Annotated in this window: 13 protein-coding genes and 1 pseudogene; 10 read left to right on the top strand and 4 right to left on the bottom strand. The window is 32.2% G+C overall.

Annotated elements, in window-relative coordinates; translation table 11 throughout:
• Positions 1-14 precede the first annotated feature (14 nt).
• The 5 genes from FYJ81_RS01670 to FYJ81_RS01690 all read left to right on the top strand — a co-directional run bounded on the left by FYJ81_RS01670 (position 15) and on the right by FYJ81_RS01690 (position 4,924).
• A complete protein-coding gene (locus FYJ81_RS01670) occupies positions 15-1,013 on the top strand; it encodes a thiamine pyrophosphate-dependent dehydrogenase E1 component subunit alpha (protein ID WP_107386594.1) in 999 nt (332 codons plus the stop codon).
• Positions 1,006-1,989, top strand: a complete 984-nt coding sequence (locus tag FYJ81_RS01675; RefSeq protein WP_107385020.1) for an alpha-ketoacid dehydrogenase subunit beta — start codon at positions 1,006-1,008, stop codon at positions 1,987-1,989. The genes FYJ81_RS01670 and FYJ81_RS01675 overlap by 8 nt, the downstream gene beginning before the upstream one ends.
• A gap of 12 nt (positions 1,990-2,001) precedes the next feature.
• Positions 2,002-3,282: a dihydrolipoamide acetyltransferase family protein gene (locus FYJ81_RS01680; protein WP_107386593.1), complete on the top strand. Its 1,281-nt coding sequence runs from the start codon at positions 2,002-2,004 to the stop codon at positions 3,280-3,282.
• Between the two features lie 196 nt (positions 3,283-3,478).
• Positions 3,479-3,916: a bacilliredoxin BrxB gene (brxB, locus tag FYJ81_RS01685; protein ID WP_107385022.1), complete on the top strand. Its 438-nt coding sequence runs from the start codon at positions 3,479-3,481 to the stop codon at positions 3,914-3,916.
• Between the two features lie 12 nt (positions 3,917-3,928).
• On the top strand, positions 3,929-4,924 hold the full coding sequence (locus FYJ81_RS01690) for an aromatic acid exporter family protein (protein ID WP_107386592.1): 996 nt from the start codon (positions 3,929-3,931) through the stop codon (positions 4,922-4,924).
• Positions 4,925-5,426: 502 nt separating this feature from the next.
• On the opposite strand, the pseudogene FYJ81_RS01695 reads toward FYJ81_RS01690, so the two are convergent.
• Positions 5,427-5,516 (bottom strand): annotated as a pseudogene (locus FYJ81_RS01695) (hypothetical protein); the annotation flags it as partial.
• Positions 5,517-5,726: 210 nt separating this feature from the next.
• Here FYJ81_RS01695 and FYJ81_RS01700 point away from each other — a divergent pair.
• The 3 genes from FYJ81_RS01700 (at position 5,727) to FYJ81_RS01710 (ending at position 10,714) form a co-directional block, all read left to right on the top strand.
• Complete coding sequence (locus tag FYJ81_RS01700) at positions 5,727-6,866, top strand: M20/M25/M40 family metallo-hydrolase (protein WP_107385327.1); 1,140 nt, start codon at positions 5,727-5,729, stop codon at positions 6,864-6,866.
• A gap of 68 nt (positions 6,867-6,934) precedes the next feature.
• Entirely contained in the window at positions 6,935-8,344 is a 1,410-nt protein-coding gene (gene gndA, locus FYJ81_RS01705) for an NADP-dependent phosphogluconate dehydrogenase (RefSeq protein ID WP_107385326.1), read from the top strand.
• Positions 8,345-9,064: 720 nt separating this feature from the next.
• The gene (locus FYJ81_RS01710) at positions 9,065-10,714 is read left to right on the top strand and encodes a glycoside hydrolase family 13 protein (RefSeq protein ID WP_107386445.1); all 1,650 of its coding nucleotides are present in this window, start codon (positions 9,065-9,067) and stop codon (positions 10,712-10,714) included.
• 118 nt (positions 10,715-10,832) lie between these two features.
• Here the strand turns inward: FYJ81_RS01710 and FYJ81_RS01715 are convergent, their stop codons facing one another.
• Complete coding sequence (locus tag FYJ81_RS01715) at positions 10,833-11,702, bottom strand: AraC family transcriptional regulator (RefSeq protein WP_107386444.1); 870 nt, start codon at positions 11,700-11,702, stop codon at positions 10,833-10,835.
• A gap of 281 nt (positions 11,703-11,983) precedes the next feature.
• Positions 11,984-13,468, bottom strand: coding sequence for a glucose-6-phosphate dehydrogenase (gene zwf, locus FYJ81_RS01720; protein WP_107504956.1), 1,485 nt, complete (start codon positions 13,466-13,468; stop codon positions 11,984-11,986).
• Positions 13,469-13,616: 148 nt separating this feature from the next.
• On the opposite strand from zwf, the gene rnz reads away from it, so the two are divergent.
• The gene (gene rnz / locus FYJ81_RS01725; RefSeq protein ID WP_107385122.1) at positions 13,617-14,537 is read left to right on the top strand and encodes a ribonuclease Z; all 921 of its coding nucleotides are present in this window, start codon (positions 13,617-13,619) and stop codon (positions 14,535-14,537) included.
• Between the two features lie 94 nt (positions 14,538-14,631).
• Here the strand turns inward: rnz and proC are convergent, their stop codons facing one another.
• A complete protein-coding gene (gene proC, locus FYJ81_RS01730) occupies positions 14,632-15,447 on the bottom strand; it encodes a pyrroline-5-carboxylate reductase (RefSeq protein WP_107385121.1) in 816 nt (271 codons plus the stop codon).
• Positions 15,448-15,592: 145 nt separating this feature from the next.
• Between proC and FYJ81_RS01735 the strand changes: the two genes are divergently transcribed.
• On the top strand, positions 15,593-16,351 hold the full coding sequence (locus FYJ81_RS01735; RefSeq protein WP_107385120.1) for an SDR family NAD(P)-dependent oxidoreductase: 759 nt from the start codon (positions 15,593-15,595) through the stop codon (positions 16,349-16,351).
• Positions 16,352-16,538 lie beyond the last annotated feature (187 nt).

Here is a 16,538-nt window from a genome sequence, read left to right on the forward strand (position 1 = left end):
AAGGAGGAAATAAGATGTTTGATTATAAATCAGTTGGACTTGAAGCGTCTGACTTACAAACCATGTATAAATGGATGGACTTAGGTCGTAAAATAGATGAGCGCATGTGGCTTTTAAACCGTGCTGGGAAAATCCCATTTGTCATAAGCTGCCAGGGGCAAGAGGCGACACAAATAGGTATGGCATATGCTATGCATGAGGGAGACATATCTTCACCTTATTATAGAGATTTAGCGTTTGTAACTTATATGGGTATGACAGCATTAGACTCAATGCTAGCTGCATTCGGTAAACGTGATGATATAAATTCCGGTGGGAAACAAATGCCTTCTCATTTTGGAAAAAGAGAAAAAGGTATATTATCACAAAGTTCTCCTGTTGGCACACAAATATTACACGCTGTAGGTGCTGCATTAGCATTAAAGATGGATAATAAGCCTAATATTGCTATGGCAACTGTGGGAGAAGGTAGTTCAAACCAAGGTGATTTTCATGAAGGTCTCAATTTTGCTGGTGTTCACAATCTTCCATTTATTTGCGTGATTGAAAACAACAAATATGCAATTTCAGTACCCGACACGCTACAATATGGTGCAGAAAAATTATCTGATCGCGCTATTGGTTATGGTATGCATGGCGAGCATGTCGATGGTAATGATCCAATAGCAATGTATAAAGTAATGAAAGAAGCACGAGAACGCGCATTGAATGGAGAGGGATCGACATTAATCGAAGCAATGTGTACAAGAATGACTGCACACTCATCAGATGATGATGACAAGTATCGTACACAAGAAGAACGTGATGGGTTAAAATCATTAGACTGCAACCTAAAATTCAAATCTTTTTTATTAGAAGAAGGTATCATTGATGAGCAATGGTTGGATGAAATAGAAAAAGAACATAAAGAGATTGTAAATCAAGCAACAAAAGAAGCTGAAAAAGCTCCTTATCCATCACCAGAAGAAACTTACACATATGTCTACGAAGAAGGGAGCTTAAATAATGGCTAAATTATCTTATTTAGAAGCAATTCATCAAGGCCTAGATCAAGCAATGGAAAAAGACAATGACGTTTTTGTATTAGGTGAGGATGTTGGTAAAAAAGGTGGCGTGTTTGGTGTCACATTAGGTTTACAGCAAAAATATGGAGAAGCAAGAGTATTAGATACACCACTTGCAGAATCGAATATTGTGGGTACTAGTATTGGTGCTGCTATGTTAGGTAAACGACCAGTTGCAGAAATTCAATTTGCTGAATATATTTTACCTGCAACGAATCAAATTATGAGTGAAGCAGCAAAAATGAGATACCGCTCTAATAATGATTGGCATTGTCCTATTACTATTCGTTCTCCATTTGGTGGAGGCATACATGGTGCACTTTATCATTCACAAAGTGTTGAATCCATTTTTGCTTCTACGCCGGGGCTCACAATTGTTATTCCGTCCACACCATATGATGCGAAAGGCTTATTATTAGCATCAATCGAATCAAATGACCCAGTATTATATTTCGAACATAAAAAAGCTTATCGCTTACTTAAAGAAGAAGTGCCAGAATCGTATTATACAGTGCCAATTGGTAAAGCTGATGTTAAGCGTGAAGGCGACGATATTACTGTATTTACTTATGGTCTTTGTGTCAATTACTGTATTCAAGCAGCTGATATGCTTGCTGAAGATGATATAAATGTTGAAGTAGTTGATTTACGCACAGTCTATCCTTTAGATAAAGAAACGATTATTGAGAGAGCTAAATTAACAGGTAAGGTTTTATTGGTCACTGAAGATAACCTAGAAGGTAGTATCATATCTGAAGTTGCTGCAATTATTGCTGAAAATTGTCTGTTTGATTTAGATGCACCGATAATGAGACTTGCTGGACCAGATGTTCCTTCAATGCCATTTGCACCAACACTCGAAGATGAGTTTATGATTAATCCAGATAAGATAAAAATTAAAATGCGTGAACTCGCAGAATTTTAAGGAGGCACAATGATGGAAATAAAAATGCCTAAACTCGGAGAAAGTGTGCATGAGGGCACAATAGAACAATGGCTCGTTTCAGTAGGCGATAAAGTAGAAGAGTATGACCCACTTTGTGAGGTTATTACGGATAAAGTAACTGCAGAAGTGCCTTCATCATACGCTGGTACAATCCGCGAAATTATTGTGGAGGAAGGTACAACAGTGGAAGTAGGTGAAGTAATTTGTTATTTAGATACTGAGGAAGAAGTATCCAATGAAAATACCGATAATAATACTACAAATGAACAAGATGAATATACATCAGAAGCAACACAAACTATGGTTAATTCCTCTAATGTAAATGATAGCACAACTGATGCATCAGATAATCTTCCGAAAAATAACGGACGCTTTTCACCGGTAGTATTTAAACTTGCGTCTGAACATCAAATCGACCTTTCACAAGTCAAAGGGACTGGCTTTGAAGGTAGAGTAACCAAAAAAGATATAGAGAAAGTAATCAAAGAAGGTACTAATAAATTAGGTTCAGAAATCATCGCTCCTAAAGACTCTCCTAAAGTCAATAAGCAAGTTCAATATAACGAACCATCTCCTGGCTCTGCAATTCCAGTAAATGGTGTTCGCAAACAAATAGCTGAAAATATGGTGAACAGTGTTAATGAAATCCCACATGCTTGGATGATGGTTGAGGCAGATGCTACAAACTTAGTTAAAACAAGAAATTATCATAAAAAAAGTTTCAAAGAAAATGAAGGTTATAACCTTACTTATTTTGCGTTCTTTGTAAAGGCGGTTGCAGAAGGATTAAAAGCATATCCTTTACTCAATAGTAGTTGGCAAAATTCCGAAATAGTTATGCATAAAGATGTCAACATTTCAATTGCAGTAGCTGATGAAGAAAAATTATATGTTCCTGTAATCAAAAATGCAGATGAAAAATCCTTAAAAGGCATTGCTAGAGAAATAAATGATTTAGCACAAAAAGCACGTAATAAAAAATTAAAATCTGAAGATATGCAAGGTGGTACATTTACGGTCAATAATACTGGTACATTTGGCTCAGTATCATCTATGGGTATTATCAATCACCCAGAAGCCGCTATACTGCAAATTGAATCCATCATCAAAAAGCCCGTTGTTATTGATGATATGATAGCTATTAGACACATGGTTAATCTATGTATTTCTATTGATCATCGTATATTAGATGGTTTGCAAGCAGGTAGATTTATGAATTTCGTTAAGACAAGAATTGAGCAATACTCTATAGAAAATACAAGTATTTACTAGTTTTTATAGTATAAACAAATGGTAAGTTAGAAATCAAATTTGATTATTTTGATTTCTAACTTATTTTTTTAAATAACTATTGTTCAAGCATTTCACGAAAAGCGAACTTACTTTCTCATTAAACACACATGTTGAACTATTGTCTATATATTAGTAAAATGAAATTAATAAATTGATAATGAAAGGTGATTTGAATATGGATTTAAATTTTGATTTATATATGAATGATGTAGTAAGCCAAGCAAGAAATGAAATTGAGGAAGCGGGTTATGAACAATTAACAACAGCAGATGAAGTTGATAAAGTGTTAAGTCAAGAAGGTACATCACTTGTTATGGTTAATTCAGTTTGTGGTTGTGCTGGTGGGATTGCTAGACCAGCAGCTACGCACGCTTTACATTATGATAAATTACCAGACAGACTAGTGACAGTGTTTGCTGGACAAGACAAAGAAGCTACACAACAAGCAAGAGATTATTTTAAAGGATACGCACCATCAAGCCCATCATTTGCATTAATAAAAAATGGTGAAATCACACAAATGATAGAACGTCATCAAATCGAAGGCCATGATGTGATGGACGTTATTAATCAATTACAAAATTTATTTGATACTTATTGTGATGAAAGATAGAGGTTGACACCGATGATGCGATTAAATCCATATCGAATCGGATTCAGAACAATTAAAACTGCTGTAGGTATGGCACTAGGAATTATCATTGCTAAATTAATGGGATTAGATAATTTTGCTTCTAGTGCCATTTTAGTAGTGCTTTGTATTAAACATACCAAAGTGCATTCACTTCAAGCGATTATATCAAGATTTGTATCTTGTATATTAATCCTTATAATAGGGTCAATAGCTTTCAGTTACTTCGGTCAAAATGCTATTATTTTAGGTCTAATCGTATTATTTTTTATACCGCTCACTGTTGTATTCAAAGTACAGGAAGGCGTAGTTACAAGTTGTGTCATTTTGCTGCATGTATTTAATGCTGAAGTGATTGACATGCACTTGTTTATCAATGAAATTTTATTATTAATTGTGGGTCTTGGTATTGCATTCATAATGAATTTAATCATGCCTAGCCTAGACTTTAAACTTAAACAATATAAAGAAGAAATAGAAAATCAATTTACAACAATTTTTGAAACATTTAGTAATAATTGTAAAGAACCCAATGCTTCATTAAATATTTCTTTCAACCAGTTACAACTTACGATTCAAAAGGCAAAATCAATTGCATTTAGAGATGTTAAAAATCATTTCGTACGTAATGAAAATTCTTACTATCATTATTTTGATATGAGAGAAGAGCAGTTAGAACTACTTGAAAGAATGTCTAAAATGATACAAAACATTGAAACGAAAGATACGTTGTTAACTAAAATCAGCAGTTTATTTTTGGAAGTGGCTCATAACGTAAATAGTAATGATTATACAGTGTTACGATTGCATTCTCTCTATGAAATTAAAATAGAGTTAGAACAATTAGAGTTACCAAAAACACATGCTTCATTTAGAACTAGAGCAAGTATTAAACAACTACTCAATGAATTAGAAGAATATTTAGAAGTTAAATCACAATTTGGATCCTTAAAATTACATAAAGATACAAAATCAACAATTTTTTCATAGAAAGCATAAATAATAATCACCTTGGCCTAGGTAAGAGAATGACATCTATTTTCTTTATACCTAGGCCATTTTAATTAAAATTGTACAGAAAAAGAGCTTGTGATATAAAGTTCTTGGACTAGTGAAAAAAGACAATTTCTATTGAAATAACATAGAAATTGCCTTTTTCATTATTGTTTTGATTACGGTTGATGATATGATGTAGTACCACGATGATGTTTGAATACATCGAATACATTTGCAGGGATAGTTTCAACGATTTCATTAACATGTCGTGACAAACACATATAAATGCGACGTATTTTGGCAAGACGCTTGAGGGAACAGGACAAGCTGAAGACTACAGGCTAAAGCTGCCGCCTAAGAAAGTGAGCCTACAATACGAAGTATGGAATAAAAAAGAAGCACTCAGATGAAATGAATTAAATCACCTAAGTGCTATTTTTAACGGATTTATGTCTCAATCCGATAGACAAAAATTTTTAAAAGTTAAGCTTTGATTTTAATTCGTTAAAGGAACTATACTTGTCAAGATTAATGCAAGTACTACTGCTACCAACATAACTACAATTATAAATCTAAGCACTTTATTGTTATTCAATCTTTATTCCTCCATAATATATCCAATGCGTTTTATTAATCATTATTGTACTTTGAAGCATCCACAATAATTTTAAGTATCTTTATTTTATCAATGTATATTATAACATAACAAGTCTAACACGTATAAACATATTTGTTTTACTAAACTTTAAACTTATGTAAACTAAAATAAATTGTGATTATAGAAAAGGGGATAAATATGATAAATGAAAAACGTCTATTAGAGACATTTTTAACACTCGTTCAAATTGATTCAGAAAGTGGAAATGAACAAACTATACAAAACCATTTAAAAAAATTGATGGAGCAACAAAATATAGATATCAGCGAAGACAAAGCAAGTATTCAAAATGAAGCATTAGGTGCTAATAATTTAATATGCACATTAAAGGCTACTCCAAATTTTGAGCATCTTGAGAAAATATATTTTACAAGTCACATGGATACAGTTGTACCAGGTCAAAAAATTGTACCAACTGTAAAAGAAGATGGATACATATACTCAGATGGAACTACAATTTTAGGCGCAGATGATAAAGCAGGTTTAGCAGCTATTATAGAATTTATCCGTGTCATTAACGAACAAAATTTGCCTCATGGTCAAATACAATTTATTTTAACTGTAGGAGAAGAAATAGGTTTAGAGGGCGCGAAAGCTATAGATAAAACTTTACTAGATGCAAATTATGGCTTTGCGATTGATGCAAGTGTTCCAGTCGGTACAACAGTAGTAGGTGCGCCAACACAAATGAAACTGAATGCCACAATATTTGGAAAAACAGCACACGCCAGTACGCCTAACCATGGGATTAGCGCAATTAATGTAGCAGCAAAAGCAATTAGTGAGATGAACTTAGGTCGAATAGATGAATATACTACAGCTAATATCGGTCGCTTTGAAGGTGGATCAGCTACCAATATTGTGGCTGAAAAAGTAACATTAAATGCAGAAGCACGTTCGCATTCAGATGAAAGTATTATCAAACAAGTGAATCATATGAAATCTGTATTTGAAACAACTGCAAAAAAGTACCATTGTCATGCAGAAGTAGAAATCATCAAAAGTTATCCAGGATTTAAAATTTCTGATGATGCAACGGTTACCTCTATAGCAAAATCTAGCGCTTTATCTTTAGGTTTAGAAGCAAATACCGTCATTGCTGGTGGCGGATCAGATGGTAATATAATCAATCAACTTGGTATACCTACAGTCATTTTAGGTGTCGGTTATGAAAACATTCACACTACAGAAGAAAGAATATCAATTAAATCTTTAAATCAGTTAGCTAATCAACTTTTAAGTATCAACGATGTGGTTATTAAACAATCTATAAACTGATTAAGTGAATCTAAAGATACCTTTGTGATACAATGTACTAGAAAACTTTAATAAGAGAGGTTAGTTAAATGACACAACAAATAGGTGTAGTAGGTTTAGCCGTAATGGGTAAAAACCTTGCTTGGAATATTGAATCACGCGGATACAGCGTATCAGTTTTTAACCGTTCTTCAGAAAAAACAGATGAAATGGTAAAAGAATCTGAAGGAAAAAACATACATCCAACATATTCAATGGAAGAATTTGTAAATTCCTTAGAAAAACCCCGTAAAATTTTATTAATGGTAAAAGCTGGTACAGCGACAGACGCAACAATTGATACTCTATTACCATTATTAGATGATGACGATATTTTAATTGATGGCGGTAATACAAATTATCAAGATACAATCAGACGAAACAAAGCTTTAGCTGAAAGTGGTGTTAACTTTATTGGTATGGGTGTATCTGGCGGTGAAGTTGGTGCATTGACTGGACCTTCACTTATGCCCGGCGGACAAGAAGCAGCTTTTAATAAAGTGAGTCATATATTAGAAGCTATATCAGCAAAAGCAAAAGATGGTGCACCATGTGTAGCTTATATTGGTCCAAATGGTGCTGGTCATTACGTTAAAATGGTTCATAATGGCATAGAATATGCTGACATGCAATTAATTGCAGAAAGTTATGCAATGATGAAAGACTTGCTAGGTATGTCACATAAAGATATTGCTCAAACATTTAAAGATTGGAATGCTGGTGAATTATCAAGTTATTTAATAGAAATTACTGGTGATATTTTCAATAAATTAGATGATGAAACGAATGGTCCATTAGTTGAACAAATATTAGATACAGCTGGCCAAAAAGGTACTGGTAAATGGACATCTATAAATGCTTTAGAATTAGGAATACCTTTAACAATTATCACTGAGTCAGTATTTGCTCGTTTTATTTCTTCAATTAAAGAAGAACGTGTAAATGCTTCAAAACAATTAAATGGACCAAATGCAAAATTTGAAGGTGATAAGGAAGCATTCCTTGAAAAAATCCGTAAAGCACTTTACATGAGTAAAATTTGTTCTTATGCACAAGGTTTTGCTCAAATGAGAAAAGCTAGTGAAGACAATGCATGGAACCTTCAACTTGGTGAACTTGCTATGATATGGCGTGAAGGTTGCATTATCCGCGCTCAATTTTTACAAAAAATTAAAGAAGCATACGATAATGATAGCGATCTACAAAACTTACTATTAGATCCTTATTTCAAAGATATCGTTACGAATTATCAAGAAGCTTTACGTGACGTTGTTGCAACAGGCGTACAAAATGGCGTTCCGACACCAGGTTTTTCTGCAAGTATTAACTACTATGATAGTTATCGTTCAGAAAATCTACCAGCAAACTTAATCCAAGCACAACGTGATTACTTTGGTGCACATACTTATGAACGTAAAGATCGTTCTGGTATTTTCCATACACAATGGATTGAAGAATAATTTAGATATATTATAATGGTCAGTTTTGAATAACTAACTTAGAAGACCTAAAAATTGTCAGAGATATACACAATTCAGGCTTTAAATTATATAATTTCATTAGAATAATTATATAATAACTTCAAATAATGGAGTGAAATTAAAACACTTTCGTTGAATTCATAATAAAAAATGAATTTATACGGAAGTGTTTTTCTCGTATCATAAATACATAATAATTTCTACGTTTTGTAACCTACTGACGCGTAGTGGTGTTTTAAGAGATAGATACTACAGACTCGGATTATGTAAATCATATCCCGAGGCAAGCATGCATAGTCAAAATCGTAAGTATTTTCATAAAGTTTATCTTAATATTTTAAACATGAGATTGCCGTTTCTCCCATTTCATTTGTTTTCGGATAATAATTATTAATATAAGTTACCAATTTTTTAACATTATATTGTTTTATCAATTATCTATATGCTTTTTCAAAAATATTAAATATATTTATTTGTAAGCGATTGCGCTAAAATTTTGACTTTTATACGTACATTAATTAATCTATTAATATATGTGGTTAAGTCTATTATATTTAATATTGTATTAACCTATGACAGTTTAAACATTGATACTATTTTTCATTCTATATTTATATGACATGATTGTTCATAGTTAAAAATTCAGATATAAATATTGATAGGATTTAACAAATTCAATACTTTTAAAGGGGGATGTATATGAAAAGGGAATGGTGGAAGGAAGCAATCGCTTATCAAGTTTATCCAAGAAGCTTTAATGATACTAATAGCGACGGTATCGGAGATTTAAAAGGTGTGATAGAAAAGTTAGATTACTTAGATGATTTAGGAATTGATGTTATTTGGCTTAGTCCAATGTATAAATCGCCAAATGATGATAATGGCTATGATATAAGTGACTATAAAGATATCATGGATGAGTTTGGAACAATGGACGATTTTGATCAATTATTAGATGAGGTACACCAAAGAGGTATGAAGTTAATATTAGATTTGGTCGTTAATCATACATCAGACGAACATCAATGGTTTATAGAATCAAAATCAAGTAAAGATAATCCTAAACGTGACTGGTATATATGGAAAGATCCGAAACCAGATGGATCGGAGCCAAATAATTGGGAAAGTATATTTAATGGATCTACATGGGAATTTGATGAACAAACAGGTCAATATTATTTTCATTTATTCAGTAAAAAGCAACCAGATTTAAACTGGGAAAACCATGAAGTCAGAAATGCTATTTTTGAAATGATGAATTGGTGGTTTAATAAAGGTATAGATGGTTTTAGAGTAGATGCTATAACACATATTAAAAAAACATTTGAAGCTGGTGACTTAAAACTACCAGAAGGAAAAGATTATGCGCCGGCTTTTGAAGTAGATATGAATCAGCCTGGCATACAAAACTGGTTACAAGAAATGAAAGATAAATCTTTAAGTCATTATGATATTATGACCGTAGGAGAAGCAAATGGTGTTAGTCCAGAAAACGCTGAACCTTGGGTAGGTGAGACAAGTGGCAAATTCAATATGATTTTTCAATTTGAACATTTAAGCTTGTGGAATTCAGGCGATGTCAAATTTGACGTCAATGCATATAAAAATGTACTCAATGAATGGCAAAAGAAACTTGAAAATGTTGGATGGAATGCATTGTTTATTGAAAATCACGATCAGCCAAGACGTGTATCAACTTGGGGTGATGATACTCATTATTGGTTTGAATCTGCTACAAGTCATGCAGTCGTATATTTTTTGCAGCAAGGCACACCATTTATCTATCAAGGTCAAGAAATTGGTATGACCAATTATCCATTTGATGATATTGAAACCTTTAATGATGTTGCAGTGGTCAATGAATACGAAATTGTCAAACAACAAGGTGGCGATGTCTCAAAACTATTAGATAAACATAAAAAAGAAAATAGAGATAATTCTAGAACGCCTATGCAGTGGAATAGTTCTTACTTTGCAGGATTTTCAGATGTAACGCCTTGGTTTCCTGTAAATCCAAACTACAAAAACATTAATGTTGCACATCAACAAAAAGATCCAGATTCAATATTAAATTTCTATAAAGCTTTAATAAAGTTAAAAAAATCTCATGATGTTTTTACATATGGTGAATTTAATTTGGTTGATTCAAAAAATAACCAAATATTTGCATATACACGAGAATTAAATGAGCAATATGTACTAATTGTTGGTAATTTAACAAATAAAAAAGCTGCATTATCCTTTGATGCAAGCTTCCTAGAAGAAAACATATTACTACATAACTACAAAAATAACACGATTGATTTTGAAAATATACAACCATACGAAGCATTTGTAATTAAACTTTAGAAACAATTATCTAGCAATTAAGATAATGATTAACTAACAAAAATATAGCGAGTAAGCAACTTATATAAAAATATGTTTGCTTGCTCGCTATATATTGTTTAAGCGTATTTTTATGGTTTTATTCTAATATGTCATATTGTTCTTGATCAACAGGCATCCATAATTGAACTTTAGTGAATGGATCATCGAATGAAATGTCAAATGGATAAACTTCAACGTACAAACTATTATGTTCATAGGGTAAAGTCATTTGAAGGCTAGTCTCTATATAATACCACGCTTCATTGACTACATAATCCATCTCACCTTGTAAATTAAATTTAGCATATTGTCTTTCAGGTAAGAAACGACTTTCAAGGTGCGCAGGATATCTTTCACTCGGTACGCCAACAAAAATTTCCATTCCATTATCAAGCGGACAATTAACCACAAAGAGTTCATGTGGACTCGTATCATTATATCGTTGTAATTCTTTAATTTTATCGTCAATTAATAAATCCTCTAAAAAATCAGGCACTTTAAAAGGGTTATCAATTTCTTCTGAATTTAAGAACTTAGCATAACCTACTAAAGACAAACCTTGTATATCTTCCAAACGGTACGCATAAGGGGCACGTTCTGTAGTAGTAAGTTTAATATAAAGCCTTGATTGCAATTTTAATTCGTCTCGTTTTGTATTGACTTGAATAGGAGAAACACCATGAAAATCACTAAAATCATTAGCAAAATCATTAGCGTCTTTATAACTATACTTTTTTGCAACATCTACCAAGCGAGCTGAACCACTTAAAATGTCTTGTGCTGCTAAAGTCAACCTTCTTGACCTTGCATATTCTGTTGGTGATTGACCTACAATCATTTTAAATGATTGATCAATATGAAATGGTGAAAGACCAACGTAATCACTAAGTGCTTGCAAATGTAGAGGCTCTAGCAAATGATCTTCAATATATACAATTGCCTGTTGGATTTGCTTGATAACGTCCAAAACTTTCACTCCTAAATTATAACGAAATACAAATGATTATGTACCTCGTTACTTTTCTATACATAATGTTATGAATCATTGTTGATTAATTCTATTTTACATCATTTTCATGTGACTTACATCTCAAAAATATTAAATAGGGTAAAATGTAAACATCCTAAAATTGTATATGAATGATTTAATCAATAGTCTAAATCATAACACAAATAAGGTATAATAAAAAAGCAACAACACAAGCTCAGATTGAAACTTGTATCATTGCCTTATTTTTAAAAAGTTGATTAATGGATATCGTCCCACCAGTGGAAGCCATCTCTACTCAATAGTAAATCACTCGCTAATGGACCATTTGTTCCAGCTGTATAATTAGGGAATTCTGGTTCATTTTGGTTCCACTCTTCTTGTATTGCATCAACAAATTTCCAAGTTGATTTTAATTCTTCCCAATGCGTAAAGTTAGTTGCATCTCCATTTAAACAGTCAAATAATAAATTTTCATAAGCATCCACTGTGTTCATTTTATCTTGTGCACTCATTGCGTATGATAGTTGAACTGGCTCAGTTTCAATGCCTTGTACATTCTTTTTAGCATTTAAGTGTAAAGAAACACCTTCATTTGGTTGAATATTAATAACTAATAGGTTGGAATCTAGTTTTTTATCTGTTTTATAGTATAAATTCATTGGAACTTCTTTGAATTCGACGACTACTTGTATCGTTTTACTCTTCATTCGTTTACCAGTTCTTATGTAGAACGGTACGCCAGCCCATCTAAAATTATCAATGGTTAGTTTACCAGAAACAAAAGTTGGCGTTGTAGAATCTTCTGCAACACGATCCTCATCTCTATATCTTTTAACTTGCTGTCCTTCTATGATGCCTTCATCATATTGACCACGAACAAAGTTTTGACGAACTTCTTCAGGTTCTAGTTTGCGTAATGATTTTAAAGCCTTAACTTTTTCTGCTCTGATATCTTCACTATTTAAACTTATAGGTGCTTCCATTGCTAGCAAAGCAACCATTTGCAGCATATGGTTTTGGACCATATCTTTTAATGCACCACTAGATTCGTAGTAGCCACCTCTGTCTTCAACTCCAAGCACTTCCGAAGAAGTAACTTGAATGTTTGAAATATATTTGTTATTCCATAATGGTTCAAACATTGCATTAGCAAAACGAAGTACTTCAATATTTTGCACCATATCTTTACCAAGATAGTGGTCAATACGGTAAATTTCTTCTTCCTTAAATGAACGACGTAGTTGTTCATTTAATTTTTCAGCAGATTCTAAATCTGAACCAAATGGTTTTTCAATAACTAAACGTTTGAAACCAGTTGTATCTGTTAATCCAGAAGATTTTAAATAATCAGATATAACACCAAAGAAATTTGGAGCCATAGCTAAATAAAAGAGTCTATTACCTTGTAATTGGAAATCGTGATCTAATTTATTACTGAATTCTAATAGTGATTGATAACTTGCTTCGTCACTTACATCGTGTTTGTGATAAAATACGTGTTCCATAAACTTATCTAGGTGTTTAGTATCTTTAACGTGTTCTTGAATTGACGACTTCACTTGACTACGGAAATCATCGTTTGTTAAGTCTCTTCTACCAATTCCAACGATTGCAATGTGTTCATTCAAATTTTCTTGTTGGTATAAATGGAATAATGATGGAAATAATTTTCTGTGACTAAGATCACCAGTTGCTCCAAAAATTGTAATTAAGCATGGGATATCTTTATTTCTAGTATTCAAGATCAAAACCTCAATTCTTTATTAAATCTGTATTTATTATAGACCAATACACCAGTATCTTCCCACAATTTTGCTTGTAATATCATATTTTATTATATTTTTAATACTTTTATATGATAAAATATGAACAAGAAGAGGAGGCATATGCATGGAAATTACGTTTTTTGGGACAAGTGCTGGTCTGCCAACTAAAGAAAGAAATACCCAAGCGATTGCATTAAATTTGGAACCATACTCCAATAGCATTTGGCTTTTTGATGTTGGTGAAGGCACACAACATCAAATATTACACCATTCAATCAAATTAGGAAAAGTAGATCACATTTTTATTACGCATATGCATGGTGATCATATATTTGGTTTACCTGGGTTACTCACAAGTCGATCTTTTCAAGGGGGCGAAGATAAGCCTCTTACTATTATTGGTCCAAAAGGTATTAAATCATATATAGAAACTACTTTAACTTTATCAGAATCAAAATTAAATTATCCAATCACTTATATTGAAATAGAGGAACAACTTTCTTATCATCACAATGGATTTAATGTTGAAGCACATATGTTAAATCATGGTATTCCTTCTTTTGGATATAGGGTAGAAGCGCCATATAAATCTGGTAAAATCAATGTTGAAGCGCTCAGAAACATTGGTTTAGAACCAGGACCTAAATATCAAGATGTAAAAAACAATGAAACATTTGAATACAAAGGTGAGATTTATAACTCTAAAGATTTTAAAGATGAAGCAATTAAAGGCCCAGTCGTAGCAATTTTTGGAGATACTATGCCTTGTAAAAATGAAATGATAATTGCACGTGATGCAAATATCATGGTACATGAAAGTACATATATAGAAGGAGATAAATCATTAGCTAATAGCTATCACCATAGCCATATTGATGACGTTTTTGAATTGATGAGAGAAGCAAATGTTGACTATAGTTTAATAACACATATCAGCAATCGTTATACTAAAGAAGAGGTGTGCGATATTAGTAAATCGCTTAAAGCTTTGAGTAATACACCACCATTTAGTTTTGTCAGTGATTTTGATTCTTGGCAATTTTAATAAATGAAAAGTGGGGCAGTTTTCTAAAAATTGTAGTATTTTACAATTTAGATTACTGTCCCACTTTTTTATAATAATTTAAGCTTTTTAAATTTTAATCATTGTCTTGGTTAGATAATTCAATACTTCTATTTACTGCAGAACGTAAACAATCTTCGAAAATAGCTTCTATATCATGATCTGCAAGTGCATTAAGGCCTGCTTGTGTTGTACCACCTTTAGAAGTAATATTTTTTCTTAACTGTTCCATACTCAATTCTGAGCGTTCTATCATTTTGCTCGTCCCTATGATTAAATTACGAATTGATTCTTCTACCTGTGATTTTTCCAAACCCAAACGTGTACCCGCTGTGACATATTGCTCAAAGACATGGTATAAAAAAGCTGGACCGCTTCCAGTAATTGCTGTAACTTGATGCAAATTATCTTCTGAAACTTCTATCGCAGATCCAAATGCGTTTATTAAATTATCAACTTCTTCTTTTGACTTAGCGCCAAAATTATTGGAAAAGCTAATACCAGTAACTGAATGTCCAACATGGGCATTTGTGTTTGGCATGATACGTGCAATTGGGTTGTTAGAAGCCAATTTTTCACGAATATAGTTTATCGGTAAACCAGCCATAATAGAAATGAATTTATTTTTTTCTGCAATATATGGCTTAATACGCTCTGCTAAATCATCAAAATCATATGGTTTCGTTCCTAAGAATACATAATCTGCATCTTTTAACAATGCTGCATCATCATAGCTATAATTAACACCTAACTCGTCAGCATATTCTTTTAATGCAACTTCATTTGAACGATTCGTTAAATAAATATTATTAGAATCAATCACTTTAGAACTAACAATACCTGTAAAAATTGCATGCGCCATGTTTCCGGCACCATAAAATACTAGTTTCATGTGAAGACTTCACTTCCTCTTTGCTTTTTATGTTTCCATACTAACATAGATTTAAATTATGGCTAAGAATTTTTAAAGACCTGTGGCAAAATATCGTTTACACTCATATACTTAAACTATGAATTTAAAGCAAGGAGAATTTACTATGATAGGTAAACATTTTGTGTTAACTGGTGGTACAAGTGGATTAGGTAAAGCTATATTAAAAGCATTATTATCTAAAAGAGCATATGTTACAGTACTTGCCCGAAATCCAGATAAACTAAAACAATTCGCAACGCAATATGATACGGAACATCTAAATATCATTAAATGCGATTTACAATCACAACAAGAAATCATTGATTTAAAGGAATACTTTCAATACCAAACCATTGATGGACTTATATACAGTTCTGGCCTTGGGTATTTTAAATCTATTGAAGACCATACATTTGTAGAAATGCTTGAAACATATAAATTAAATGTGCTCCATTTCAATATATTAATGAAAGTTCTACAACCGGCATTCTCAAAAAATCCAATAATAGTAGGTATCGGTAGCCAAGCTGCCTTTATAAGTCAAGGTTATGCTGCACATTATGGTGCAAGTAAAGCAGCTTTTAACCAATTGTTAAATGCACTGCGTATCGAGAAACCAAATTATCATATTATGACTGTTAATACTGGGCCAATAGCGACACCATTTCATGAAAAAGCAGATCCATCTATGAAATTTGCCAAAAAATACAGGGACATGATGCTTGACCCTGAAAAATTAGCAAACCAAATTATCAATGGTATAATTGAGAAAAAATTAGAAATCAATCAACCTAGATGGATGCACCATTTATTAAAAATTTATCAATTGATGCCACGGTTTATAGAAAAAAACTTTACTTCATTATTTAAGAACAAAGGTTAGCACTTCTTCAAAGTTTGGAAATATTCATTTTGACTACAGCATTAAAATAGAAGACAGCAATGTCATGGATTATGAAGCTTTATAAAAATAAAAACGTCAATTTCTATAAAATCATAAGAGAAATTGACGTTTTTGCTTTGATAGAAGTTATTTATATTTTTATCTTTGCTCAGACATACATGTTTTA

This window comes from Staphylococcus sp. McC-251-APC-3A2, assembly GCF_009695665.1.
GTDB classification, from domain to species: Bacteria; Bacillota; Bacilli; order Staphylococcales; family Staphylococcaceae; genus Staphylococcus; species Staphylococcus cohnii.